General features: G+C 65.7%; 24 protein-coding genes and 1 tRNA gene. 10 read left to right on the top strand and 15 right to left on the bottom strand.

Going from position 1 to position 22,787, the window contains the following annotated elements:
* Positions 1 to 318 precede the first annotated feature (318 nt).
* Positions 319 to 852, top strand: coding sequence for a DUF2939 domain-containing protein (locus tag A4F85_RS16120; protein WP_063327146.1), 534 nt, complete (start codon positions 319 to 321; stop codon positions 850 to 852).
* Positions 853 to 885: 33 nt separating this feature from the next.
* Here the strand turns inward: A4F85_RS16120 and A4F85_RS16115 are convergent, their stop codons facing one another.
* Together A4F85_RS16115 and yfcF are read right to left on the bottom strand one after the other, a co-directional pair.
* Positions 886 to 1,110, bottom strand: coding sequence for a hypothetical protein (locus A4F85_RS16115; RefSeq protein ID WP_063327145.1), 225 nt, complete (start codon positions 1,108 to 1,110; stop codon positions 886 to 888).
* Between the two features lie 21 nt (positions 1,111 to 1,131).
* On the bottom strand, positions 1,132 to 1,755 hold the full coding sequence (gene yfcF, locus A4F85_RS16110) for a glutathione transferase (protein ID WP_063327144.1): 624 nt from the start codon (positions 1,753 to 1,755) through the stop codon (positions 1,132 to 1,134).
* A gap of 580 nt (positions 1,756 to 2,335) precedes the next feature.
* On the opposite strand from yfcF, the gene A4F85_RS30670 reads away from it, so the two are divergent.
* Complete coding sequence (locus A4F85_RS30670) at positions 2,336 to 2,974, top strand: hypothetical protein (RefSeq protein ID WP_156517033.1); 639 nt, start codon at positions 2,336 to 2,338, stop codon at positions 2,972 to 2,974.
* A gap of 28 nt (positions 2,975 to 3,002) precedes the next feature.
* Here the strand turns inward: A4F85_RS30670 and A4F85_RS31185 are convergent, their stop codons facing one another.
* Positions 3,003 to 3,185 carry a hypothetical protein gene (locus tag A4F85_RS31185; protein WP_231890616.1) on the bottom strand — a complete coding sequence of 61 codons (183 nt, stop codon included), beginning with the start codon at positions 3,183 to 3,185 and terminating at the stop codon, positions 3,003 to 3,005.
* Between the two features lie 188 nt (positions 3,186 to 3,373).
* Between A4F85_RS31185 and A4F85_RS31180 the strand changes: the two genes are divergently transcribed.
* On the top strand, positions 3,374 to 3,592 hold the full coding sequence (locus A4F85_RS31180) for a hypothetical protein (protein ID WP_231890566.1): 219 nt from the start codon (positions 3,374 to 3,376) through the stop codon (positions 3,590 to 3,592).
* Between the two features lie 12 nt (positions 3,593 to 3,604).
* Here A4F85_RS31180 and A4F85_RS16105 read toward each other — a convergent pair whose 3' ends face one another.
* Positions 3,605 to 4,264 carry a hypothetical protein gene (locus tag A4F85_RS16105; RefSeq protein WP_063327143.1) on the bottom strand — a complete coding sequence of 220 codons (660 nt, stop codon included), beginning with the start codon at positions 4,262 to 4,264 and terminating at the stop codon, positions 3,605 to 3,607.
* 223 nt (positions 4,265 to 4,487) lie between these two features.
* Between A4F85_RS16105 and A4F85_RS16100 the strand changes: the two genes are divergently transcribed.
* The 3 genes from A4F85_RS16100 (at position 4,488) to vapC (ending at position 5,728) form a co-directional block, all read left to right on the top strand.
* Positions 4,488 to 4,940, top strand: coding sequence for a helix-turn-helix domain-containing protein (locus A4F85_RS16100; RefSeq protein ID WP_231890565.1), 453 nt, complete (start codon positions 4,488 to 4,490; stop codon positions 4,938 to 4,940).
* Between the two features lie 156 nt (positions 4,941 to 5,096).
* Positions 5,097 to 5,330, top strand: coding sequence for an antitoxin (locus A4F85_RS16095; protein ID WP_043824440.1), 234 nt, complete (start codon positions 5,097 to 5,099; stop codon positions 5,328 to 5,330).
* Entirely contained in the window at positions 5,327 to 5,728 is a 402-nt protein-coding gene (gene vapC / locus A4F85_RS16090) for a type II toxin-antitoxin system tRNA(fMet)-specific endonuclease VapC (protein ID WP_063327141.1), read from the top strand. Before A4F85_RS16095 ends, vapC begins: the two co-directional genes overlap by 4 nt.
* A gap of 290 nt (positions 5,729 to 6,018) precedes the next feature.
* Here vapC and A4F85_RS16085 read toward each other — a convergent pair.
* The 6 genes from A4F85_RS16085 to A4F85_RS16060 all read right to left on the bottom strand — a co-directional run bounded on the left by A4F85_RS16085 (position 6,019) and on the right by A4F85_RS16060 (position 15,219).
* Positions 6,019 to 6,093, bottom strand: a tRNA-Arg gene (locus A4F85_RS16085).
* A 78-nt stretch (positions 6,094 to 6,171) separates the two neighbouring features.
* Positions 6,172 to 10,494 (bottom strand): translocation/assembly module TamB domain-containing protein, encoded by a 4,323-nt coding sequence (locus A4F85_RS16080; RefSeq protein ID WP_063327140.1) that lies wholly within the window; start codon positions 10,492 to 10,494, stop codon positions 6,172 to 6,174.
* Positions 10,495 to 10,496: 2 nt separating this feature from the next.
* A complete protein-coding gene (locus tag A4F85_RS16075; RefSeq protein WP_197485495.1) occupies positions 10,497 to 12,419 on the bottom strand; it encodes an autotransporter assembly complex protein TamA in 1,923 nt (640 codons plus the stop codon).
* A 4-nt stretch (positions 12,420 to 12,423) separates the two neighbouring features.
* Positions 12,424 to 13,611, bottom strand: a complete 1,188-nt coding sequence (locus tag A4F85_RS16070; RefSeq protein WP_063327138.1) for a vWA domain-containing protein — start codon at positions 13,609 to 13,611, stop codon at positions 12,424 to 12,426.
* A 31-nt stretch (positions 13,612 to 13,642) separates the two neighbouring features.
* On the bottom strand, positions 13,643 to 14,353 hold the full coding sequence (locus A4F85_RS16065) for a GNAT family N-acetyltransferase (RefSeq protein ID WP_063327137.1): 711 nt from the start codon (positions 14,351 to 14,353) through the stop codon (positions 13,643 to 13,645).
* An 11-nt stretch (positions 14,354 to 14,364) separates the two neighbouring features.
* Positions 14,365 to 15,219: an AAA family ATPase gene (locus tag A4F85_RS16060; RefSeq protein ID WP_012203589.1), complete on the bottom strand. Its 855-nt coding sequence runs from the start codon at positions 15,217 to 15,219 to the stop codon at positions 14,365 to 14,367.
* Positions 15,220 to 15,335: 116 nt separating this feature from the next.
* Here A4F85_RS16060 and A4F85_RS16055 point away from each other — a divergent pair, with 116 nt between their 5' ends.
* Positions 15,336 to 16,010: a c-type cytochrome gene (locus A4F85_RS16055; protein WP_012203590.1), complete on the top strand. Its 675-nt coding sequence runs from the start codon at positions 15,336 to 15,338 to the stop codon at positions 16,008 to 16,010.
* Between the two features lie 92 nt (positions 16,011 to 16,102).
* Here the strand turns inward: A4F85_RS16055 and A4F85_RS16050 are convergent, their stop codons facing one another.
* Together A4F85_RS16050 and A4F85_RS16045 are read right to left on the bottom strand one after the other, a co-directional pair.
* Positions 16,103 to 16,561 (bottom strand): DUF1841 family protein, encoded by a 459-nt coding sequence (locus tag A4F85_RS16050; RefSeq protein ID WP_012203591.1) that lies wholly within the window; start codon positions 16,559 to 16,561, stop codon positions 16,103 to 16,105.
* A 78-nt stretch (positions 16,562 to 16,639) separates the two neighbouring features.
* Positions 16,640 to 17,239, bottom strand: a complete 600-nt coding sequence (locus A4F85_RS16045; RefSeq protein ID WP_012203592.1) for a short chain dehydrogenase — start codon at positions 17,237 to 17,239, stop codon at positions 16,640 to 16,642.
* A gap of 106 nt (positions 17,240 to 17,345) precedes the next feature.
* Between A4F85_RS16045 and A4F85_RS16040 the strand changes: the two genes are divergently transcribed.
* A complete protein-coding gene (locus tag A4F85_RS16040; RefSeq protein WP_012203593.1) occupies positions 17,346 to 18,236 on the top strand; it encodes a LysR family transcriptional regulator in 891 nt (296 codons plus the stop codon).
* A gap of 10 nt (positions 18,237 to 18,246) precedes the next feature.
* Here A4F85_RS16040 and kefC read toward each other — a convergent pair whose 3' ends face one another.
* Positions 18,247 to 20,127 carry a glutathione-regulated potassium-efflux system protein KefC gene (gene kefC, locus A4F85_RS16035; protein ID WP_063327136.1) on the bottom strand — a complete coding sequence of 627 codons (1,881 nt, stop codon included), beginning with the start codon at positions 20,125 to 20,127 and terminating at the stop codon, positions 18,247 to 18,249.
* Positions 20,128 to 20,424: 297 nt separating this feature from the next.
* Between kefC and A4F85_RS16030 the strand changes: the two genes are divergently transcribed.
* On the top strand, positions 20,425 to 21,054 hold the full coding sequence (locus A4F85_RS16030; RefSeq protein WP_012203595.1) for a LysE family transporter: 630 nt from the start codon (positions 20,425 to 20,427) through the stop codon (positions 21,052 to 21,054).
* Between the two features lie 76 nt (positions 21,055 to 21,130).
* Complete coding sequence (locus tag A4F85_RS16025) at positions 21,131 to 21,595, top strand: MaoC family dehydratase (RefSeq protein WP_034390662.1); 465 nt, start codon at positions 21,131 to 21,133, stop codon at positions 21,593 to 21,595.
* A gap of 156 nt (positions 21,596 to 21,751) precedes the next feature.
* On the opposite strand, the gene A4F85_RS16020 is transcribed toward A4F85_RS16025, so the two are convergent.
* Positions 21,752 to 22,057 carry a DUF4148 domain-containing protein gene (locus tag A4F85_RS16020; protein ID WP_013803990.1) on the bottom strand — a complete coding sequence of 102 codons (306 nt, stop codon included), beginning with the start codon at positions 22,055 to 22,057 and terminating at the stop codon, positions 21,752 to 21,754.
* Positions 22,058 to 22,240: 183 nt separating this feature from the next.
* Complete coding sequence (trmL, locus tag A4F85_RS16015; protein WP_043824427.1) at positions 22,241 to 22,738, bottom strand: tRNA (uridine(34)/cytosine(34)/5-carboxymethylaminomethyluridine(34)-2'-O)-methyltransferase TrmL; 498 nt, start codon at positions 22,736 to 22,738, stop codon at positions 22,241 to 22,243.
* Positions 22,739 to 22,787: the final 49 nt, after the last annotated feature.

Below are 22,787 nucleotides of genomic sequence, written 5' to 3'. Positions count from 1 at the left end.
ACGGCGATGCTGGCTTGCCGATGGCCTGCGTGGCCAATGGCGATCCATGTTGTATTGATTTGTAAACTATTTGTTACAAACTATAGTATGAATCGAATGCTCCAGGCAATACCAGTTTTTCAGGTATTGGCCTTGGCCTGATAGGGGCTCTCTGCGTATTGCTTCGCTATTGTTTCGCTATGAAAAATACAGGCGGCAACGGCCCTGGCAGTGGCTGCGGCGCCGAACGGCCCGCCTAGAATCCGCCTTTATGCGCTGTGCATGCGCGTTCATCCACGCTTGCGCGAGGCCCCTGGCCTGCCTTCACGAAAGAGATCCATGAAACCCAAAACCCTTGCCCGCGCGCTGGCCGCCCTCTGCGTGGCTGCGGCCGGACTGCTCTACGCATCGCCCTACATCGCCCTGCACCAGATCGGCAAGGCCGTGGAGCGCCGCGATGCCCAGGCCCTGTCCGGCTACGTGGACTTTCCCGCGCTGCGCGAAAGCATCAAGGGCCAGATGATGGCCAGGCTGCAGTCCCAGATGGGCGGCTCGGGCGACAGCGCCTCCAACCCCCTGGCCGGCTTTGGCCAGCAACTGGCCCAGGGCCTGGTCAGCCAGTTCACCGAGGCGCTGGTCTCGCCTGACGGCGTCATGCTCATGCTGGAAAAAGGCAAGCCCGGCAAACCCACGGACGTGGCCGCCGCAGGCGTGGGCGTGGACACCCAGGGCGGGCCGCCGCGCAAGGACTACTCCGTGGAGTACCAGGGCTGGTCCAAGGTCTTCGTGCACCCGCGCGGCGAGCCGGGCGGCTTCGTCTTCAGGCGCGAAGGCCTGATGGGGTGGAGGCTGGTGGCCGTGAAGATGGATTGAGGGGCGGGGGCAGGCCGCCTGCACCCCGGTCCCTCAGCCTTGATGCAGCACCTTCATCACATGGCGCTTGCCCAGCCGCAGCGCGCGGGCATCGGCCTCCTGCTGCGTGTCGCAGCCCTGGTCTTCGGTGACTGCTCCCAGGGCCTTGCCGCTGGCCACCTCCAGCAGCGTGGCACGCGGCAGCCAGGCACCGGGCGTGACATCGCTGGGCAGTGATGCAGGCGTGATCCGCACGCCCATGTAGAGAAGGCTGTCCATGGCCTGCCGTATCCGTTCGGATCAGCCTGCCAGCGGCGGGCGGGGCAGGGCCAGCCACTGCTGGACGGCGGGGTGCTGCCACTGCCGGCGCGCATAGGCGGCCAGCGGCGCGGGCACGGCGTCGCCGTTGAGCACCAGGCGGTTGAGCATCAGCGCCAGATCCACATCGGCAATCGACCACGGGCCGGCAATGTGGTCATCTTCCGAGCGGATGAAGGCACCGGCCACCGAGAACAGCTTGCGCGCCGCCGCCTGGCCCGCATCCGACAGCGGCGTGGGCGTGGGGCGGTAGAACACCACTTCGGTGCTGCGCTCCGAGCGCAAGGCCATCAGATCGCTGCGCAGCCAGGCCTGGACCTGGCGCACGCGGGCACGCGCCTGCGCATCCTGGGGGTAGAGCGGGGCGCCGCCAAAGCGGTCCTGCAGGTACTCGCAAATCGCCGAAGACTCCGACAGGCTGAACTCACCATCCACCAGCGTGGGCACCCGTGCCGTCAGTGACGCGGCCACATAGTCCGCCCCGGTGTTCTGCCCCGCCGAAAGGTCCAGCGTGCGCAGCTCGAAGTCAATCCCCTTGACCTTCAGCGCAACGAACACGGACATGGCATAGGGAGAGGCGAATTGCGAATCGGCGTACAGCAGCATGAGGGCCTTTCGGGAGACTGCATGGGGATTGGGGCACTGATGGTAGCCGAGTGCCCGGTTCTATGGCTCAGTAGGCAGTCTGTCCCCTTGTGACTCTGGTTGTCCAAGCCAGGCTCGCCGACTTTTTTCCACGCCATGAGCTTTGACAGTTGACGCGTACTGCACATGGCTCGGCAGCATCGGTCGGAAGGCTAGGAAAACTCTTAAACTTACGATAGCTTATTTACATGGGTTTAATCAATCTATAGAATTTACGCATAACACATTGGGGTTCGCCCCTCAAAACCATCAGTAGCCATGTGCTGACTCCAGTTGCGCCGTTCCGCTCTCTGCGGATAGTCACGCCAGAAAAAAGCCGCCTATCCTGGGATTTGGATTTTGGTGAATTTGATTCTTTGGCTCTCAAATTTTTTAATCCGGATTTTCAGGGTCCGATTGCTTGGCCCATTTTCCCTCTTGAAGGCTGATGGGCTCATGTTTAGCCACCCTGCGGTAAAGCAGTTCATTTAAATAAGAATTTTTTATTTCTGTGGGCTGATAGGCGATATTTCATGTTTGTTAATATTTCTTGGAGGATATTATGAAAGGTTTGCTTGCTTTTTTCTTGGCACTATTGAGTGCGATTTTTCCCGGTGCCGTCCTTGCAAATGACGAGGTCGTGCAGGTGAAAATATCAACCAATTTCAAAGGTGAGGTGGTGAAGAGAAGTGCCGTCGTAGGTTTGGGAGAATCGATAAAGCTCACATCCAGTCAAGGGGGAATGATTGTCGCCATAGAATATGTAATAAGAACTATTCAAGTGAATGGTCTTAAAAATTACAGCATATCTGCGACTTTATATTCGGGTGTGGAGAGCGCTGAAGCCTGGTTGTCCAGGCGTGATGTTTTTGCGGTTGTTGAAAAATCAGTTCCTGCCTTTTTCAAGTTGGATGATTCATCTGACGAGATGCAGGTCGAGGTGACCATCGCTGATATCCGTGAAGAAGAGGAATATTTGAAAAATATGCCTAGAAAAATCTGCGATTTGAGCTTGGAAAGTCCTAAACTTCTGAAGTCTCAGACCGCATCAGGAACTTATGGCTGTTGTGATATCCGCTGCCAATCAGTTAATGGAGCTTGTTGTGGCGCAATTATGTGCTGTCTCAGGGATCCAGATAGCTATCCTGCGTGGCAGCATGATATTGCTAATGATTGCTGCTGTTATCCACCTCAGTATTAAGTAAAGATAGTTTGAAAAAATCCACTATCTAGTTGCAAACCGTCAAGAGGTTATTTGCAAATTTGAACCTGGACATCGAAGCGATGTGAACGATACCGCTGTGCGACCTGTGCCTGTGGTAGTAGTGCTGACAGCTCGCCAGGGCATTGGCTCGCTCGGCTGAGTTCTGATACGTCCACCCATAGGCCCACTCGCGCAGCGCCGATTGGATGAACCGCTCGGCCTTGCCATTGGTTACGGCCGATACGGCTTGGTGAACTTGTGCGGCGCACCCAAGTCTATACAGGCCGCAGGAAAATCCTTGGACCAGAAAGCTGCGCCGTTGTCAATTAGCAATCGTTTGAGGAGCACTCCCAGTTGCACCTAGTGCGCCGTGCTGTACTGGAACGCGATGGTTTCGTGCTTCTTCTCGTCTGGATGTATGGCGGTGCGGGCGATGCGCGCGTGGGCGTCGATAGCCACGAACAACGTCTCCCGGCCTGCTCCATTGAACGAGTCGCGCTGGTTGTCAGTCACTCGGTGTCTGGCCCTGACGATGCGCCTGAAGCGCAGGACACGCGCCTGAGCGAGGTGCGCGAAGCCGTGTTGAGGCTGGAGAACGTCGTCGTCCAGAGCTGAGCTGCGCCCCGCTCATCCCAGGCGGCCCATGCCGCCTTCAAAGACATCGCGCACGTCACGAAGGGTCTGCGAGCCCCATTCATCACGGTGCTCGCCATGCAGGGCGGCTGCCACGTAAACGATCTCCGACAACTGCGAGATGCGTGCCGCCATGCCGTGCGCCACGATATGGCTCTCCGTGTTCTGGTGGTCGCCCATTTGCATCAACACCTGCGCCAACTGCTGGACCTCGTAGTTGGCCTCGCGGGCCAGTTCGCGCCACTGCGATGGCGTTGCGCCGGTGTCCAGCCTGGCTTGCAATTCATACAGCGTGGTGCGCGGAAACACGATCCCGTCCACCGGCGTCTCTGATATCTGCGCCAGCGCCTGGGCCGCTTCTGCCAGCAGGCGAGTGCGTGGGCCGGACTCCGCATCGCCGGGCACCAGCCGCGCCGAATTGATGCAGGCGGCCACATCAAACGCCGTGTTCTGCAGATCGCACGTCGAGCCGGGCTGCGCCGCGTGGCGTGCCACATCGCTGGCAATGCGCAGCAGGCGGTCGGATTCCCCGCTGTGCCGGTGCGTCTCGTCGGTCATCGCGGCCTGCTTGAGTGCTTCAGCGGCCTGCAGGAACAGCGCGCGGTCCGCCTTGGCGAGCTTCTTGCGCGATGGTTTTGCGGCAGCGTGCTTCATGGACCTCCTTCGAGCAACGTACAGGGCGCAGCAAAGGAGCCGCCTGAGTGGTCAGGTAGTATTTGGCGCTTGTAGTGACAACGCTCCATAGACTATCAAACAAAAATTTGATCGTCAATAGTTTATATAAAAAATGTTTGACTTCTCTGCGCGCCTGACGGAGGAAAGAAATAGGCTGGGCCTTAGCCAAGAGGCGTTTGGCGCTATCGCGGGAGTGTCAAAGATGTCCCAACTCAACTATGAGAAGGGCGTCAGAAAGCCAGATGCGGGTTATCTCATGGCTGTCGCCGAGCAGGGCGTGGACGTCGCCTACCTGCTAACAGGTCAACGTTTGTTTGACCCGAACGCCATCCAGCATGAGTGCCCTGAACCCACCCTCGCCGCCCGTCTGCAACAGGAACGCCAGCGCCTGAACCTCAGCGAAGCCGAACTGGCCCGCAAGGCCGGCCAAGCCAAACAGCTCCTGCAGCAATTCGAGTCCGGCGCCCTCGTCCCCGACGCCACGGCGCTGCAGCAACTGCACCTTGCCGGCGTCGATATCGGCTACGTGCTGCTGTCCCTGCGCTCCCATGCGCCCGACGCCGATGTGCAGGCACTGCTGGCGCATTACGGCAAGGCGACGGACGCTGGGCGTGCGCTGGTGCGAGGGGTGGCGGAGCTGGCCGGGCGGGGGTGAGGCTGGAGGCCTTCAACGCTCCCGGCCTGCGCGGCACATATCTGAAAAGCGTCAATAGCTACTGAATGAATAGCAAAATTGCAGCGCACACAAGCCGTGCTGGACAGAGTGAAAAGCGGTAGCTACCATTGGTGGCTACCAGTCAAGGAGCCCGCCATGGACACCGCACGCCTTTTCCAATCCGGCCGCAGTCAAGCCGTGCGGCTGCCCAAGGAATACCGTTTCACGGGCACTGAAGTCGTGGTGAAGCACTTCGGCAACGGCGTGTTGCTGCTGCCCGCAGACGACCCTTGGCAAACACTGCAAGCCGGGCTGGCTGAGTTTGAACCGGGCTTTGTGCTCGAGCGCGAGCAGCCTGATGCCCAGCAGCGGGACGAGATCAGCCCATGATCCTGCTCGACACCAACATCTGCATCTACATCATCAATGCCAAGCCCCCGGAGGTGCTGGCCCGCTTTCAGCAGTACCGCATGGGCGAGGTGGGATTGTGCAGCGTGGTTGCTGCCGAACTGGCCTTTGGCGTGGCCAAAAGCGGCTCGGCCCGTAACCGCCAGGCCCTGGAGATGTTTCTCGCCCCGCTCACCATCCTCCCGTTTGACGAGGCGGCCGTGTGGGCCTATGGCGACCTGCGTGCCGATCTGGAGCGTCGAGGCAGTCCCATAGGCGCGTTTGACACCATGATCGCTGCCCACGCCCTCAGTCAGCGGGCCCTGCTGGTCACCAACAACACCCGCGAATTCGCCAAGGTGCCCGGCCTGCAGTTGGACAACTGGGCTGTCGCTACCTGATTCCCTGGGTAAATCCGATCCTAGTGCTTGCTGTATGAGCGCAAGCAGCTATCAAATGTGAAGTAATCGATATCTTTTCATCGAAACCCGGCTACCCAGTTCGCGCCTCTGGACAGCGCCTGCATGCATGCTGGCTGGCCAGCTCGCACTGACCCTGGACCGAACGCAAAAAGCCCCTCGGCACCTTTCTGATGCCGAGGGGCTTTTCTTGTTTCTACGCCACCTGTGTCCCCGGCATGTCCCCGGGAGCCAAGTGCAATTCGCAAGCCATTGATACAGAAGCAATTCAATGGTCCCTCCGACAGGAATCGAACCTGTATCTGGCGCTTAGGAGGCGCCCGTTCTATCCATTGAACTACGGAGAGGAGCAAACGGCGATTGTAAACCCACGCCGGACCCGCCCCGCGCACCGCCGGGAGGGCGGCATGCGGGGCGCTGGGGCGTCAGTCCTTGCGCACGGTGTAGATGAGGTCCAGCGCGCTGGTTTCCCCGGTCTGGCCGCGCAGGGTGAGGCGGCGCGAGAGGTCGTAGAAGATGTACAGCGTGCCCATGGCCCCCGAGAGGCTTTGCTCGTAGGTGACGTAGAGATCGCTGGACAGGCGCTTGCCCAGGGTGAGGGCGGCGCCGGTGGAGCCTTCGCCGCCCGGTCCCTTGAAGCCGATTTCGTCCAGGCCCAGGTTGCTGGCGATCTTGCCGCTGTTGTTGCGCCCGCCGCTGAGCAGGGACAGCGCGGCCTGCTGGAGCAGGGCGCTTTCGGCGCCGCCCGTGGCGGGGTCACGGCCCATGACCACCCAGGAGAGCTTTTCGGCATCGGGCATTTCGGGGTCGGAGTACAGGCGCACGCGCGGGGCGTTGGCCGTGCCCTGCACCTGCACGCCTGCGCGCACGGCGATGTTCGGGCGCAGCGCCAGGATGTCCAGCGAGGGGTTGGCGTAGGGGCCGTTGAAGCGGATGAGGCCGGTCTCCACGTCCAGCGACTGGCCCCAGGCGCGGTAGCGGCCCTGCACGGTGCGGATCTCGCCCGTGATGCGCGGCGGGCCGCCCGCCACGGTGGGACCCTGCACTTCCAGCGCGCCTTCCAGGCGGGTGGTTATGCCGTAGCCCTGCAGCGCGAAGTCGCGGCCCAGGTCGAGCTTGACGAGGATGTCGGGCAGCTTGATGGTTTCCGCGCGGGCCTGGGCCTTGCGGTCGGCCTGCTGCTGTTTGCGCGCCGCTTCCTGCTCGGCCTTGCGCGAGGCGGCCGAGTGCACGACCACGTCGGAGTCCAGCGAGGGGGCGGATTCCTCGGGCAGGATGATGGTGGCGCGGTCGGTGGTGAGGTCGCCGCGCAGCGTGAACTGCCCTTGCTCCAGCTTGGCCTGCAGGCCACCGGAGATGCTGACCTGGCGGTCTGCGCGCACCAGCACCTGCAGCCTGGTGGCCTGGGCGCGCAGGTCCATGCTCAGGCCGGAGTTGCTGCCATCGGCGTTGGGCGGGTCCCAGCGCACGAAGCCCGAGCCTGTGAGTTCGCCGCCTTCGCGCGGGGCCGTGGTGAGGTTGCCGCTGTAGCCCAGGATGCGCGCATTGCTGCCGCGCCCGCCCTGCATGCGCAGTTCGGTCAGGTCCAGCCGGTTGCCTTGCAGGCGGGCGCGCAGCACGCCGTTTTGCAGGTCGATGCCGTCCAGCGCGGACAGGATGCTCAGGCCGTCGGCCGAGAGATTGCCCTGCCACTGCGGGTTCTGGCGGTCGCCGCTGATCTCGGCCTTGGCCTGCAGCGAGCCGGTGACGCGCCAGCCGGGCGGGGCGAACAGCGCCCAGATGCCGATGTCGGGCATGCGGGCGTCGATCTGGCCGGACAGCGGGGCCTTCTCGGGCCAGGTCCAGGTGCCGTCCTGCTGGGCCAGGCGCGTGCCCAGTTGGGCGGTCAGGGTGCCGGCGCGTTCGCTGTCCCAGTCGAGCTTGGCCTGCACGTCGTCGCCCTGGGCGCGCACGCTCAGGCGGGCCTGCTTGATGTGGGCGCGCATGCCGGCGCCGCGCACGGTATGCGTGCGCACTTCACCGGGCTTGCTGGAGCGCGGGCCGGTGGTGTGGATGACGGTGGTGCCCGAGCCGTCTTCCACGGCCAGGCGCAGGTCGCCGGCGGCACGCTCGACCAGCAGTTCGGCCTTGAGCGCGGGGCCGGTGGTGTCCAGGTCCCAGCGGGCGTTGAAGCTCAGGTCGCCGCTCAGGCCCATGGCGGCCAGCGGGGGCTCCTCGGCCATGGAAAGGGCATCGACCCAGGCCAGCGGCAGGGCCTGCGCGCGGCCGGTGCTGCGCAGGGCCCAGCGGCCGTCGCCGCCCTGGGTGGCGCGGGTGTCGTCCCAGGCCAGCAGCACGGGCTGCGGCGCCTCGGCATTGGCGCGGCGCTGGGCCAGCGTGGGCGGCGTGACCTGCAGGCTGCCGGTCGACGCCGTGAAGGTGGTGGACAGGACGGTACGGCCCGTGGTGCGCTGGGCGATCTGCACGGGCTGCTTGCCTGCCAGTTGCACCTGCCATGGGCCGGGCAGGTCCTGGCCCGGATTCAACCGGGCCTGCAGTTTGTCGATGCTGGCCTGCCAGTCCAGGGGCGCGGCACCGCGCGCTGTGGCAAGGCCGGCCTGCAGGGCCGTGTCGATCTGCGCGGTCTGCGTGCCGCGCTTCGCCTGGCCGGTGAGGGTCAGGCTGGCCTGCTCGGGCGAGCCCTTGAGGGCCAGGCGCAGCTCGGGCAGCTCCAGCGCCTGCTCGGGCGGCGTGTTGGCGGGCAGGTAGCGCAGCTTGGCGGCCTGCAGGTCGGCCTGCAGTTGCAGGCCGCTGGCGGGAAGCGGGTCGCCCACGGCGGCCTTCATGCGCTTTTGCAGGGCGCCCCATCCGCCGCGCCAGCTGGCATCCAGCTGGGCCTGGCCTTCGATCAGGGCACCGGCCAGCGGGTCCTTCATGCCGGGCAGCTTGCGCAGCCACTGCGTGAGGGCGGTGAGTGACGACAGCTTGAGCTGGCTGCTGCCCTGGCCTGCGGCGGGGCTGATGTGGCCGTCCAGCGAGAGCTCGGCGCCGGGCAGCTCGGCCTTCAGCACGGTCTGCAGTTTTTGCTGTTCGGTGTCGAACTGCAGGCTGCGGCTGCGCACCGAGGCCTGCAGCGCATCAAGCTGCAGGTTCTCCAGCGACAGCACGGGCTGGGCCCAGCGGCCCTTGGTGGCGAGTTTCTCGATGCGCAGGGGCTGGCGCTTGCCACCTGCGGGCGCGGCTGCGGCCTGGATGTCCACGCTGAAGTCCACCTGCTGCTCGGCCGTGGTGCTGGCGCGCAGCTCGCCCTGCAGCGGTGCGGCTTCCAGAATGCTGTAGAGCGCGGCGGGATCCAGGCGCTGGACCTTGGCCTGGCCTTCGAAGACCTTGGTGGCGGGCTCGAAGCGGCCCTGGGCGTCGATGCTGCCCGAGCCTATGGCGATCTGCGCCTGCTCCAGCAGCCACTGCTGGCCGTCATAGCGCACCGCAGCCTCGATCTGGTCCAGCGGCAGGCGCTGGCGGTCCCAGGGGCCGGGCATGGCGTTGTTCAGGCGTGTCGTCAGCTGCCAGGCGGTGGTGGCGATGGCCGAGCCTGGTGCCTGGTCCGATGCCTGTTCTGTGGCGGGTGCCTGGGCTGTATCAGCTGCCTTGCCATCCGGCCCGGCCTGCAATTCGCCGCTGATACGGGTGCGCGGTCCCTGGGGCCAGAAGGCGGCGATGTCGATCTGGCTGAGCTGGGCGCGCGCGGTCTGCAGCGGCTGGGGCTGCCAGGGCCGGATGCTGGCCTCGATGTCCGCATGCATGGGTTCGGACACGGGGGCGGCTTCCTTGCGCTCCCTGGCCTTGCCGTTCTTGCCATCGGCCTTGGCGGATTTCTGTACGGCGGGAGGGGCAGGCGTTTCCTCGGACACCGTCCCGGGCTTGGCATCAACCTGGAGCTTGATGCCCAGTTGCGCAGCGGCGGTGGCCAGGGTGCCGTCGATCTGTGCCTTGGCCTGCACGGCCAGCGGTGCAGGTTTGGGGGCCTTGGCCGTGGAGGCCTCGTCGTCCGAAGCCAGGGCCGGCGCCTGCAGGTCGCCCTGCAGCTCGGCCTGGATGGCCATGGGCGCACGGGCCTGCAGGCGCAGCCTGGCCTGGTAGTTGCCATCGGCCCATTGCAGGTCGCGCACGTCCAGCTGGTGCTCGCTGCCGTCGTAGACGTAGTGGCCTTGCAGGCCCAGCACCTCGGCCTGGGGCGGGCCTTGCCAGACGATGCGCTCCACATGGAAGGGCACGTCGATCTTCACGGGCAGCACGAGCTGCTGCAGTGGCTCGACGGGTTTCTTGTCCTCGGGGTCGGGGGTGCTGGCAATGCTCAGCTCGGCGATGCGCACTTCGCCCAGGCGCACGGTGCGCGACAGCAGGGGGCGCAATTGCCAGCCGATGGTGGCGTCGCGCAGCTCCACCTTCATGGTGGGGCTTTGCCATTGCAGCCAGCCGATGCGCCCGCCCTGGCGCACGGTGCCGGTGACTTCCTTGGCCTGCAGGCTCTGGCCTGCGGGCAGCCAGCCGGCCACACGCTGCAGGGTGTAGGCCAGCGAATCGGCACGGCCGGCCCACCACCATGCGGAACCCAGCAGGGCGGCCAGCAGCAGGACCAGGACCAGGAAGAACCAGAGCAGGGCGCGCAGCCAGCGGCGGCGCCGGGGCGCAGGCGAGGAAGGGGACGCCTGGGGGCTTTGATCTGGCGCGGCGGAGGAGGCAGGGGTATTCAAGCGGGAATCCACCATGGTCAGAAGTTGAAGCCCAGGCGCAGGTGCAGGCGCAGCTGTTTTTCCTGGGCGCCCCAGGCGATGTCGGCCTGCACGGGTCCCACGGGGCTGCGCCAGCGCAGGCCGGTGCCCACGCCCACGCGCATGTACATGGAGTCGGGCGCATCGCCCACGGTGCCGGCGTCCAGGAAGACGGCGTGCTCCCAGTCCTGTGTGTTGCCCTTGATGACGATGGGCCGCTGCCACTCGATGCTGCCCACGGCCATGTAGCGCCCGCCGATGACCTTGCCGCTGTCGGTGCGCGCACCGATGCTCTGGTAGCCGTAGCCGCGCACGGTGTTGTCGCCGCCGGTGATGAACAGCTGGGTGACAGGCAGGTCGGCATCCTTGCGGGCCAGCACGGCGCCCCCGGAGGCGCGCAGCGCCAGGCGGCTGCGGCGCTTGGTCTCGGGATCGACCTCGCCGATGGGAATCAGGCTGAGCCAGCGGCCGGAGACGCGGCCGAACGGCGTGCGCTGGGGCGTGAGCGTGGTGCCCGCGCCGACTTCCCAGGCAAAGCCGAAGCCCGAGGAGGGCGCCAGCGTGCTGTCGAAGTAGCGCCCGGTCCAGCCGTAGTTGGCCGTGACCGACGAGCTGGAGGGCGGCGCGCCCTCGCCCTGGGTCTTGGCGTAGTCGTACTGCAGGTAGTAGTTGCGGTCGATGTGGTCTTCGGACTTGGTGCGGCCGGCGCGCAGCTGCAGGCTGTTGACATCGAAGTCGCCCGAGGGCGCGCGCTCGGCCTTGGCCGTGGTGAACCAGCGCCACAGGGTTTCATCGGGCAGGGCGGTCCACTGCGTGGAGATCAGCGGGTTCTTGCGGTCGAAGCGCATGCGCGTGACGGCGCGCCAGCCCAGCCAGGGCAGGCGGTTGTGGATGTGGTCCACGCTCAGGCGCGGGCCGGTGTCGGTGCTCATGCCCACGCCGAAGACCCATTTCTGCATCTGGGCCTCGCGCACCTGGGCGATGACGGGCGTGGTGACCTGGGCGCCCTTGCGCTTGAGGGCCTCTTCATCCTCGGCGGCGCTTTCTCCCTGCTGGGGTACGTTGGCCAGCGTGAGGAAGACGGAGTCGTAGTAGCCGCTGCTGGCCAGGCGCAGCTGGGCGTCGACCAGGGCGGTCTGGTCGTATTCCTCGCCCTCGGGCAGGCGTGCGATGCGGGCCGTGCCCACGGGGTCGTAGCGCTGGGCGCCTTCGATGCGCAGCGGGCCGAAGGTGTAGGCCGGGCCGGGCGCATAGGCCACGCTGACATCGGCCTCATGCGTGTCGGCGTCGATGTCGGCCAGGCTGGAGTCGATGCGCGCCAGCGGGTAGCGGCGCGACTGCAGCGTGCGCAGGCCCTGGCTCTTGGCCTGGCTCCAGTTGGCCTGGCTGAAGCGCTGGCCGGGCTGCAGCGGCCAGTCCTCTTCGATGGTGGCGCGCTGGGAGGCGCCGTCGGGATCATCGGCATTGACGCCCGCAAAGCGCACCTGGCTGCGCGCAATGGTGGCGGGCTCGCCCGGGTCCACCTTGACGGTGACCTGCAGCGGGGCCTCTTCGGATTCGGGCGTTTCCTTGATCTCCACCGTGACCGTGGGGCTGAAGTAGCCCAGCGTGCCGATCAGGTCGCGCACGTTGGCGTCGGTGGCGCCCAGCAGCCGCGTGAGCTCGCGCCGCTGCAGATCGCTCTGGTAGCGGTAGCGGCGCAGTTCGAGGTGCTTTTCCAGCAGCTCGCGCACTTCCTTGGGCGCATCGACGACGAGCGAGAAGGCCGGGTCGCCGGTCGCTGCAATCAGCGACGGGTCCGTGTCCTTGTCATCATTCTTGGACGGCAGGAGGCTGCAGCCACCGAGCATCAGGGCTGCACTCAACAGAAACAAAAACGCCGGCCCTTGGGCCGGCGCTGTCGCGGGGGGGAGCTTGGGCATCGGCCTATTTTGACAGCAGGCGCATGGCGTCTTCCAGACCTTTGAGTGTCAAAGGGTACATGCGGTTGCCCGTGAGCTGCTGGATGATGCTGATGCTCTGGCGGTACTGCCAGACGCCAGGCGGCTCGGGGTTGATCCAGGCAAAGCGCGGGAAGGCATGCGTCAGGCGCTGCAGCCATTCGGCGCCGGGCTCCTCGTTCATGTACTCCACGCTGCCGCCGGGCTGCAGGATCTCGTAGGGGCTCATGGTGGCGTCGCCCACGAAGATCAGCTTGTAGTCCTTGTTGTACTTGCGGATGATGTCCCAGGTCGGAAACTTCTCGGCGAAGCGGCGGCGGTTGTTCTTCCACATGAAGTCGTAGACGCAGTTGTGGAAGTAGTAGAACTCCAGGTGCTTGAACTCGCTCTTGACGGCGGAGAACAGCTCTTCCACGCGCTGCACATGCTCGTCCATGGTGCCGCCCACGTCCATGAGCAGCAGCACCTTCACGTTGTTGTGGCGCTCCGGGATCATCTTGATGTCCAGGTAGCCCGCGTTGGCGGCCGTGCTGCGGATGGTGTCGGGCAGGTCCAGCTCCAGCTCGCCGCCTTCGCGGGCGAACTTGCGCAGCCGGCGCAGCGCGACCTTGATGTTGCGCGTTCCCAGCTCCTGCGTGTCGTCGTAGTCGCGGTAGGCGCGCTGCTCCCAGACCTTGACGGCGCTCTTGTTGCGGCCCGGCCCGCCGATGCGCACGCCGGCCGGGTTGTAGCCGCCGTGGCCGAAGGGGCTGGTGCCGCCCGTGCCTATCCACTTGTTGCCGCCTTCGTGCCGCTCCTTTTGCTCTTCGAGCCGCTTCTTGAGCGTCTCCATCAGCTCGTCCCAGCCCATGGCCTCGATGGCGGCCTTTTCCTCGGGCGAGAGCTCGCGCTCCAGCAGCTTCTTCAGCCAGTCCTGGGGAATTTCGCGCGTGAGGTCGGCCACCATCTCCACGCCCTTGAAGTAGGCGGCAAAGGCGCGGTCGTACTTGTCGTAGTGCTTCTCGTCCTTGACCAGCACGGTGCGGCCCAGGTGGTAGAAGTCGTCCAGGCTCCAGGCGTCCTCGCTCTTGGGGCCGACCACGCCGGCCTGCAGTGCCTCCAGCAGGGTCAGGAACTCCTTGACCGAGACGGGCAGCTTGGCCGCGCGCATGGTGTAGAAGAAGTCGATCAGCATGGCATCTCCCGAAGGCCCGGCGTACGCGCCCTCATGTGCGCGCCACGGCGGTGCTGCCGTCCGAATGGCGCTGCAGCTGGTCCAGCAGCTGGGCGCGCGACTCGGGCCATTCGCCGCTGCGCAGGCTGTACATCACGGTGTCGCGGATGGTGCCGTCGCGGCGCAGCGCGTGGCCGCGGATCACGCCGTCCTTCTTGGCGCCCAGGCGCTCGATGGCGCGCTGGCTGGCGAAGTTGAAGCAGTCCGTGCGCCAGCCCACCACATGGCAGGCCAGCGTGTCGAACGCATGGCCCATGAGCATGAGTTTGGCCGAGGTGTTGACATGGGTGCGCTGCACGCTGCGCGCGTACCAGGTGTAGCCGATCTCCACGCGGCGCACCTCGGGCAGGATGTCGTGGTAGCTGCTGGTGCCCAGCACCTTGCCGCTGTCGTCGTCCAGCACGGCAAACGCGAAGCGCTTGCCCAGGCTGCGCTGCTCCAGCGCGGCCTCTATATAAGCGCGCACATCACCGGGCTCGGGCGCCGAGGTCACGCGGATGCGCCACAGCTGGCCGTCCTGCACGGCCTCGCGCAGCCCGGCTTCATGGGCGAGGGCCAGGGGCTCCAGCCGCACGCCGTTGAAGCGCATGACCACGGGTCGCACAAAGCCCTGGTGCGCCACCGCGCCGGCCACGGGAATGGTCGTCACCTGGCCGGTGAGGGCCGGCACGCCCGTGTCGTTGGTGTGTTCTGGATGGGGCATGGGCGCAGGCCTCAGCGGTTGCGCTGGTTCATGAAGACCAGCTTCTCGAACAGGCTCACATCCTGCTCGTTCTTGAGCAGTGCGCCCACCAGCGGCGGCACGGCGACCTTGCCCTCGGCGGTCTGCAGCGATTCCACGGGAATGTCCTCGGCCACCAGCAGCTTGAGCCAGTCGATCAGCTCGCTGGTGGAGGGCTTCTTCTTGAGGCCGGGCAGGTTGCGCACGTCGTAGAACACCTTCATCGCGGCGGTCAGCAGCTCGCCCTGCAGCTTGGGGAAGTGCACGGCCACGATCTGGCGCATGGTGTCGGCGTCGGGGAACTTGATGTAGTGGAAGAAGCAGCGGCGCAGGAAGGCGTCGGGCAGCTCCTTTTCGTTGTTGGAGGTGATGAACACCAGCGGCCGGTGCTTGGCGCGGATCATCTCGCGCGTCTCGTAGCAGTAGAACTCCATGCGGTCGATCTCGCGCAGCAGGTCGTTCGGGAATTCGATGTCGGCCTTGTCGATCTCGTCGATCAGCAGGGCCACGGGCCGGTCTGCCGTGAAGGCCTGCCACAGCACGCCCTTGATGATGTAGTTGTGGATGTCCTTGACGCGCTCGCCGCCGTCGATGTCGGACAGTTGCGAGTCGCGCAGGCGGCTGACGGCGTCGTATTCATACAGCCCCTGCTGCGCCTTGGTGGTGGACTTGATGTGCCACTGCAGCAGCGGCATGTCCAGCGCTGCGGCCACTTCCTCGGCCAGCATGGTCTTGCCCGTGCCGGGCTCTCCCTTGACCAGCAGCGGGCGCTGCAAGGTGGCTGCGGCATTCACCGCGAGCATCAAATCCTGGGTGGCGACGTAGTTCTCGGAACCTTGAAATTTCATGGGCGGTATCAGCGTAAGTATTGATGGGGACGCTTGACGGTGACTGCCATAATCGTTCGCGCTACCCGCTCAGCAGTAGGCATCCGTCAGAACTCTTGAAGGATTGTGCGCGCAAAATGATAAAAACTTTGACCACGGTATTGGCGCTGACTGTCGCATCTGTGACCCCTGTGGCACAGGCCCAGCAAAGCAAAGGTGACGCAAAGGCAGGGGAGGGGAAGATCGCCATGTGCATTGGCTGCCATGGCATCCAGGGCTACCAGGCCAGCTTCCCCGAGGTGTACAAGGTCCCCAAGATTTCAGGACAGGGCGCACCCTACATCGTGGCCGCGCTGCAGGCCTACCAGAAGGGCGAGCGCAAGCACCCCACCATGCGCGGCATCGCCGATCCGCTGACCGAGCAGGACATGGCCGACGTGGCCGCCTACTACGCCGAGCATGGCGTGGCCAAGGCCGCCGACGCCAAGGTCCGCGAGCCCAGCACCCAGGTTGCTGCGCTGCTGCAAAAAGGGGCCTGCGTCTCCTGCCACGGCCAGGGTTTTTCCAAACCCATCGACCCCAGCTATCCGAAGGTGGCGGGCCAGTATGCGGACTATCTGTACTCTGCCCTCAAGTCCTACAAGACCGAAGGCAACCCCCACATCGGCCGCAGCAACGGCGTGATGGCCGGCATTGCCAAGCAGTTCACCAACAGCGAACTCAAGGCGCTGGCCAACTACATCGGCAGCCTCGATGGCGAGCTGCAGACCCTGCCCCAGCCCCATTTCCGCCTCGGCCAGAAATCGCAGTAGGTCGCGCCTTTCCTCCAAAGCAAAAGCCCGCAATTGCGGGCTTTTTTCGGGCTTTGTTTCGGGCTTTGTCTTGAGGCGCTGAACGGCCCGGACTATGCGCCGCCCGTGGCCTTGGCGCCGTCGCTGGTGGCGCGGCGCTGCACGGCGGCAATGTAGGCCTCGCCATCCGGTGGGCGGCCCGAGCGCTGGCTTTCCCAGAGCATCTGCCCCAGGCATTCCATGGTGGCGTGGTGGGCGTCGTGCAGCGAGTCCAGGCGGCGGCTGAGCAGCTCCACGGCCTGGCGTATGCCGCGCGGCTGGTCGATGCTGCACTGCTCGCTGATGGACAGGTGCATGGACAGGTGCAGGAAAGGATTGGTCACGCCGGGCGTGGCGTCGTAGTCGCGCAGCAAGGCGGCGTCCACGTCGGCGAGATCATCGAAATACTCGGGATGCTCGGCAATCCAGAGGCTGGCCAGCGTCTCTATGGCCTCCATCGGCGCGCCGTTCAGCATCTTGGTGCGCACGCCGCAGAAAAAGCGCCGCACATCGGCTTGGGTGGGGTTGAACATGGTGGCGCGCAGCGTAGCACGCAGCCCTTTTGGGCGGGCACGCAAGGACTTTGCCGAGGGCCCGCCGCAAGACAGGGATCAGAGCACTTCGAAGACCCTGCCGGTCTGGGCGCCTTCCACGCTGCGTTGGTAGGCCAGGGCCACGCGCGCGGCGGGCACGGTCTCGAAGCCGGGGAAGACCGAGCCATAGGCCTGGGCCGATTCGGTCAGCAGGGTGGGGCTCACGGCATTGATGCGCAGGCCGCGCTGCAGTTCGACCGCAGCGCCGGTGACGAAGCCGTGGAGGGCGGCATTCACCGTCGATGCATTGGCGCCGTGGCGGATGGGCTCGGTGGCGGCGACGCCGCTGGTCAGCGTGATGGAGCCGCCGTCGCGCAGCCAGCGCTGGCCCAGCAGGGCGAGCCGCACCTGGCCCAGCAGCTTGTCCTGCAGGCCGGAGTTGAACTGCTCGGCCGTCATCTCGGACAGCGGGCCGAAGTGCAGCTTGCCGGCCGTGCTGACGATGGCGTCCACCTGACCGGCGGCTTCGAACATTTTCTGCAGCGTCTCGGGCTGCGTGAAGTCGGCGCGCAGGTCGCCGCTGTTGCGGCCCACGGTGACGATCTCATGGCGCGGGGCCAGCAGGGCGTGGACAGCGCGGCCAATGGTGCCGGTGGCACCGATGAGCAGGATCTTCATGCGGTTTTCTTTCGGAAGGAGTGAACAGGCCTCCAGTGTTTTGCAAATCGCTCATGCCATAAAGTAGCGAAATCTTTTTGTACTACTAAGCATTGGTTAGCAATCCATGGACAAGCTGCGCAATATGGAGGTCTTCATGGCCGTGGTCGAGGACGGCAGCTTTGCCCAGGCCGCGCGGCGCCTGGATATCTCGGCCGTGATGGTGGGCAAGCATGTGCAGCAACTGGAAGCCCACCTGGGCGCGCGCCTGCTGCAGCGCACCACGCGGCGCCACAGCCTGACCGAGGTGGGCCGCAGCTTCTACGAGGACAGCCGCCAGGTCTTCGAGCAGTTGCGCTGGGCCGAGTCTGCCGTGGAGCGCAGCCGCAGTGCCCCGCAGGGCCTGCTGCGCATCAGCGCGCCGACCACGCTGGGCAACCATGTGATCGCGCCGCTGGTGGCCGACTACCAGCTGGCCAATCCGCTGGTGCGCGTGGACCTGCAACTGAGCGACAGCATGGCCGACCTGGTGGGCGAGAACATCGACGTGGCCGTGCGCATCGGCCCCGTGGGCGGCGAAGGCCTGGTGGCGCGGCCGCTGCAGCCCTATCGCATGGTGATCGCGGCGGCGCCCTCGTACCTGCGGCGGCGCGGGCATCCGCGTGGCGTGGACGATCTGGCGCGCCATGACTGCCTGAGCTACGCGGTCTGGCAGCGCCGCTCGGAATGGATTCTGCGCGGCGACGGCTCGGGTTCGGTGCAGTGGCCCGAAGACGCCCGCCTGCGCTGCAACAGCGGCGATGGATTGCGCCATGCGGCGCTGCGCGGCCTGGGCCTGATCCTGCAGCCCGAGGTGCTGCTGGCCGCCGACATGGCCGCGGGCCGGCTGGTGCCCGTGCTGCAGGACTGCGTGCCACTGCCGCGCCCGGTGCACCTGGTCTATCTGCCGGACCGCCGCCAGCTGCCCAAGCTGGCGCAGTTCGTGGACCACATGGTGCGGGCGCTGGGCGCGGCCTGAGGCCCGGTTTTCAGGGGCCGGGCGGCGGCGCTTCCTGCGGCGCCTGGTCCTTCTCCTGCTGCGCCTGGGCCTCCTGCCGCTCCTTGGCCATCTGCTCGACCAGCTGCTGGCGGCCCTGCTTGGCCACGGCAATGAGCTGGGCCTGGTCCTTGTGGTGGGGGTACATGCGCTCGATCAGCTCCAGGTTGTGCTCCCGAAAGCGCGTGGTGGTGCGCTGGGCCTCGGCAGGGCTGTGGCCCGCAAGTTCCAGCACGGTGCGCGCCGACACCAGGCTGGACTCGAAGACTTCGCGCTCGACATGGTGCACGCCCAGGTCGCGCAACTGGTACCAGTGGGCCATGTCGCGCGCGCGGGCCACGATCTCCAGGTGCGGAAAGCGCTTGCGCACGCGGGCGGCGATCTTCAGCGATTGCTCGGAAGAGTCCACGGCAATGACCAGCACCCGCGCCTTGTCCGCGCCGGCAATGCGCAGCAGGTCCATGCGCGTGGCATCGCCGAAGAACACGCGGTAGCCGAAGGTGTGGGCCACTTCCAGCATCTCCACGCTGTGGTCGAGGATGGTGGCCGGCACGCCCTGGGTCAGCAGCACGCGTGCCACGATCTGGCCGTAGCGGCCAAAGCCCGCAATGATGATTTGCGCGTCCTGCGGCTCCGATATTTCATGGGGCCTGGCAGTCTGGCCCGCGCCGTCGACCTGGCAATCCTTCATGTCGGCAAAGCGCTTGAGCAGCAGCTTGTCCATCAGCACCAGCACCAGCGGGCCGATCAGCATGGACAGGGCCACGGCGGCCACCAGCATGGACGAGATGCTGTGGTGGAACACCTTGTACTGCGCCGCCGTCTGGAACACCACGAAGGCGAACTCCCCGCCCTGGGCCAGCAGCAGGGCGAACACCGGGCGCTCGCGCCAGGGCAGCTTCAGCACGCGGGCCAGGGTGTAGAGCACGGCGCCCTTGAGCGCCAGAAAGCCCAGCACCATGGCCGCCATGGCCCAGGGCGCGCGCAGCAGCACGCCGAAGTCGATGCTCATGCCCACGGCCATGAAGAACAGGCCCAGCAGCAGGCCCTTGAAGGGCTCGATGTTGGTCTCCAGCTCGCTGCGGTACTCGCTGTCGGCCAGCAGCACGCCGGCCAGGAAGGCGCCCAGCGCCATGGACAGGCCCACCTGCACCATCAGCATGGCAATGCCCACCACCAGCAGCAGCGAGGTGGCGGTGAAGATCTCGGGCGTGCGGCTGCGCGCGATCCAGCGCAGCAGGGGGCGCAGCAGCAGGCGGCCGCCCACCACCACGGCGGCGATGGTGCCCACGGTCTTGAGCACCTGCAGCCACAGGTGGCTGTCGGTGTGCGTGGCATTGGCGGCCTTGACCGCGCCCAGGATGGGGATCAGCGCCAGGATGGGAATGGCGGCCACGTCCTGGAACAGCAGGATGGAGAAGCCGGCCTGGCCGCTGGGCGTGCGCATGAGGTTGCGCTCGGCCATGACCTGCAGGCAGATGGCCGTGGACGACAGGGCCAGGCCCATGCCCGCGATCAGGCTCACGCGCCAGGAAAAGCCGAAGGCCCAGGCCGCCAGGAACAGCACGCCCGTGCAGGCCAGCATCTGCGCCAGCCCCCATCCCAGGATGGGCCGGCGCAGCTCCCACAGGCGGCTGGGCTGCAGCTCCAGCCCGATCACGAAGAGCATCAGCACCACGCCGAACTCGGCGAAATGAAGAATGTCATCCACATTGCTGACAAGCGACAGTCCCCAGGGGCCCATGGCAATGCCGGCACCCAGGTAGCCAATGATGGCGCCCAGGCCCAGGGCACGCGCAATGGGCACGGCCAGCACGGCGGCGGTGAGATAGAGAAAGCCGTAGGTCAGCCAGATGGGGGCGCTGTGTTCCATGGGAGCTTGGGATCTTGGAGTTGGTGTTTACCCTGGGGCAATTGATTGTGTCACTCTCACAGCCGGGTCAGCTTTCTGACAGGGTTAAAAATGCCCCCCACGCTCCCCTTGCTGCGCAAGGTCCGCTGCCCCTGGCCGGGCGCCCCCCGAGGGGGCCGTTTTCATCTTGGGGCGGCCCGGCGATGAAAAATGCCACCGAATGCTTCACCGCCCCATCCGGCTTTGCTGCGGCAGTGCGCCACATCGGCTGCACAGTTTTAAGATGCCGGCCTGCTCCGTATTTTTAAGGTGTTTGGCATGGATTGGCACACTTGGATCGCTTACTTTGTGGCCTGCTGGATCATTGCGGTCTCCCCGGGCTCGGGCGCCGTGCTGTCCATGAGCCATGGCCTGTCGTATGGCGTGCGCAAGAGCAGCGCCACCATCTTCGGGCTGCAGCTGGGGCTGCTGACCATCTTGCTGATCGCCGGTGCGGGCGTGGGCTCGCTGCTGCTGGCCTCCGAATGGGCGTTCAACGCCGTGAAGATCGTCGGCGCCTGCTATCTGATCTACCTGGGCATCAGCCAATGGCGCTCGGGTGCCGCACCCCTGGCCACCCAGGAATCCATGCCCGAGCTCAGCGTGCGTCGCCGCGTGCTCACGGGCTTCCTGACCAATGCCACCAATCCCAAGGGCATCATCTTCATGGTGGCCGTGCTGCCCCAGTTCATGACCACCAGCCGCCCGCTGTGGCTGCAGTTGCTGATCCTGGCCGCCACCATGCTGGCCGTGGACACCATGGTCATGCACGGCTATGCGGCCAGCGCCAGCGCCCTGCGCGGCTTCATGCGCAGCGCGCGTGCGGTGCGCAGCCAGAACCGGGTCTTTGGCGCACTGCTGATGGCCGTGGGCACAGGCCTGTTCTTTGTTCAGCGCGCGTCCAGGTGACATCCACCCTGGACTAACCCTAGCCTGTCGCGCGCCCGACATGGAGCGCGCGGCACCGGCCCCTACCATTTGGGGCATGAAAACCTTCCATTCCTATTCCGAAGTGCGTGCCTGCGTGGGGCAGGAAGTCGCCGTCAGCGACTGGATCACCATCACCCAGCAGCAGGTGCAGCTGTTCGCCGATGCCACGGGCGACCAGCAATGGATCCATGTGGACCCCGAGCGCGCGTCCAAGGGCCCCTTCGGCGCGCCGATTGCGCACGGCTTTCTGACGCTGTCGCTGATCCCCCAGTTTTTCCAGAACTGCTTTCACATCGAAGGCGCGCAAATGGGCGTGAACTACGGCCTGAACCGCGTGCGCTTCACCTCTCCCGTGCCCGTGGGCAGCCGCCTGCGTGCGCGCCTGACGCTGCAGGCCGCCGAGCCCATCGAGCCCGGTGGGCTGCAGATGACCTGGCTGGTGACCGTGGAGCGCGAAGGCGCCGACAAGCCCGCCTGCGTGGCCGAGTCCGTGGCCCGCAACTACGGCGCCAAGGCCTGAATCAGAACTGACCCCCACGCGACCCTTGCTACGCAAGGTCCGCTGCCCCCCAAGGGGGCGCTTTTCATCTTGGGGCGGCCCGGCGATGAAAAAAGCCCGCAGGGGGCACCTGCGGGCTGGCTGCGTGGTGGCAGCGGTTGCGGGGGGGGCTGAGGCTCAGGCGCCGAAGTTCAGCTGGCCCGAACGCTCGGCGGCGGCGGCTTCGCGGCGCACTTCATCGCGGCTCACGGTGGCGGTGGCAGTGTTCTGGATGGGCAGGTAGCCTTCTGCGACGGAGGGCATGGTGCCATTGGCCTGGGCGGCCTTGAGGTCGGCCATGACCTGGGCACGTGTCAGCGTGCTTTGGGTCTTCACTTCGGGCGGGTAGCTGCTGTTGTCGGCGTAGTCGAAGCCGGCAGCCTGGGCGGCGATGGCGGAGATGGAGAGGGCGGCCAGGACGGCAAAACGGCGGGTGTTCTTCATGATTCAAGTCCTTTGTTTTGTTTCTGGGACAGGGCGTTCTTTGCGGAAATCGCTTGGTAACGTAGAGCCCATGACTCAAATGTAGGACGGCTTGGAATCGGGAAAAACCCTTGGATTGGCAATGCGCTTTTTCAGCTGTTGAAACAATCGGCCGGGAACTTTCCGCCCGGTCCGGCCGATCGCTCAGGCCGCGCCGGCTGCTCCCTCGGCCAGGGCAGCGCCCACGAATTGCTGCTGGCGCCAGGCTTCGAACACGGTCACGGCCACGGCATTGGACAGGTTCAGGCTGCGCTGCTGCGGCAGCATGGGCAGGCGCAGGCGCTGCTGCGGCGGGAACTGCTCGCGCACCTCGGCGGGCAGGCCCTTGCTTTCGGAGCCGAACACCAGCCAGTCGCCAGGCTGGAAACCGATGGCGTGGGCGGGGCTGCTGCTGTGCGTGGTCATGGCGAACATGCGCTGGCGGTCCGGCTGGCAGTCCTGCAGGAAGGCCTGCCAGTCGGCATGGCGGCGCACGGGCGCGTACTCGTGGTAGTCGAGGCCGGCGCGGCGCATCAGGCGGTCTTCCATGGAAAAGCCCAGCGGCTCGATCAGGTGCAGGCTGCAGCCGGTGTTGGCGGCCAGACGGATCACATTGCCGGTATTGGGCGGGATCTCCGGCGCGACGAGAACGATATGGAACATGGCCCGTATTGTCTCGCGGCGGCCTATGCCCCCGGGCCCCGAACCCCCA

This window comes from Delftia sp. GW456-R20 (assembly GCF_001622915.1).
GTDB lineage: Bacteria > Pseudomonadota > Gammaproteobacteria > Burkholderiales > Burkholderiaceae_C > Comamonas > Comamonas acidovorans.
Note: the sequence above shows the minus strand (reverse complement) of the source record. Positions and strands in the feature narration are given on the sequence as shown.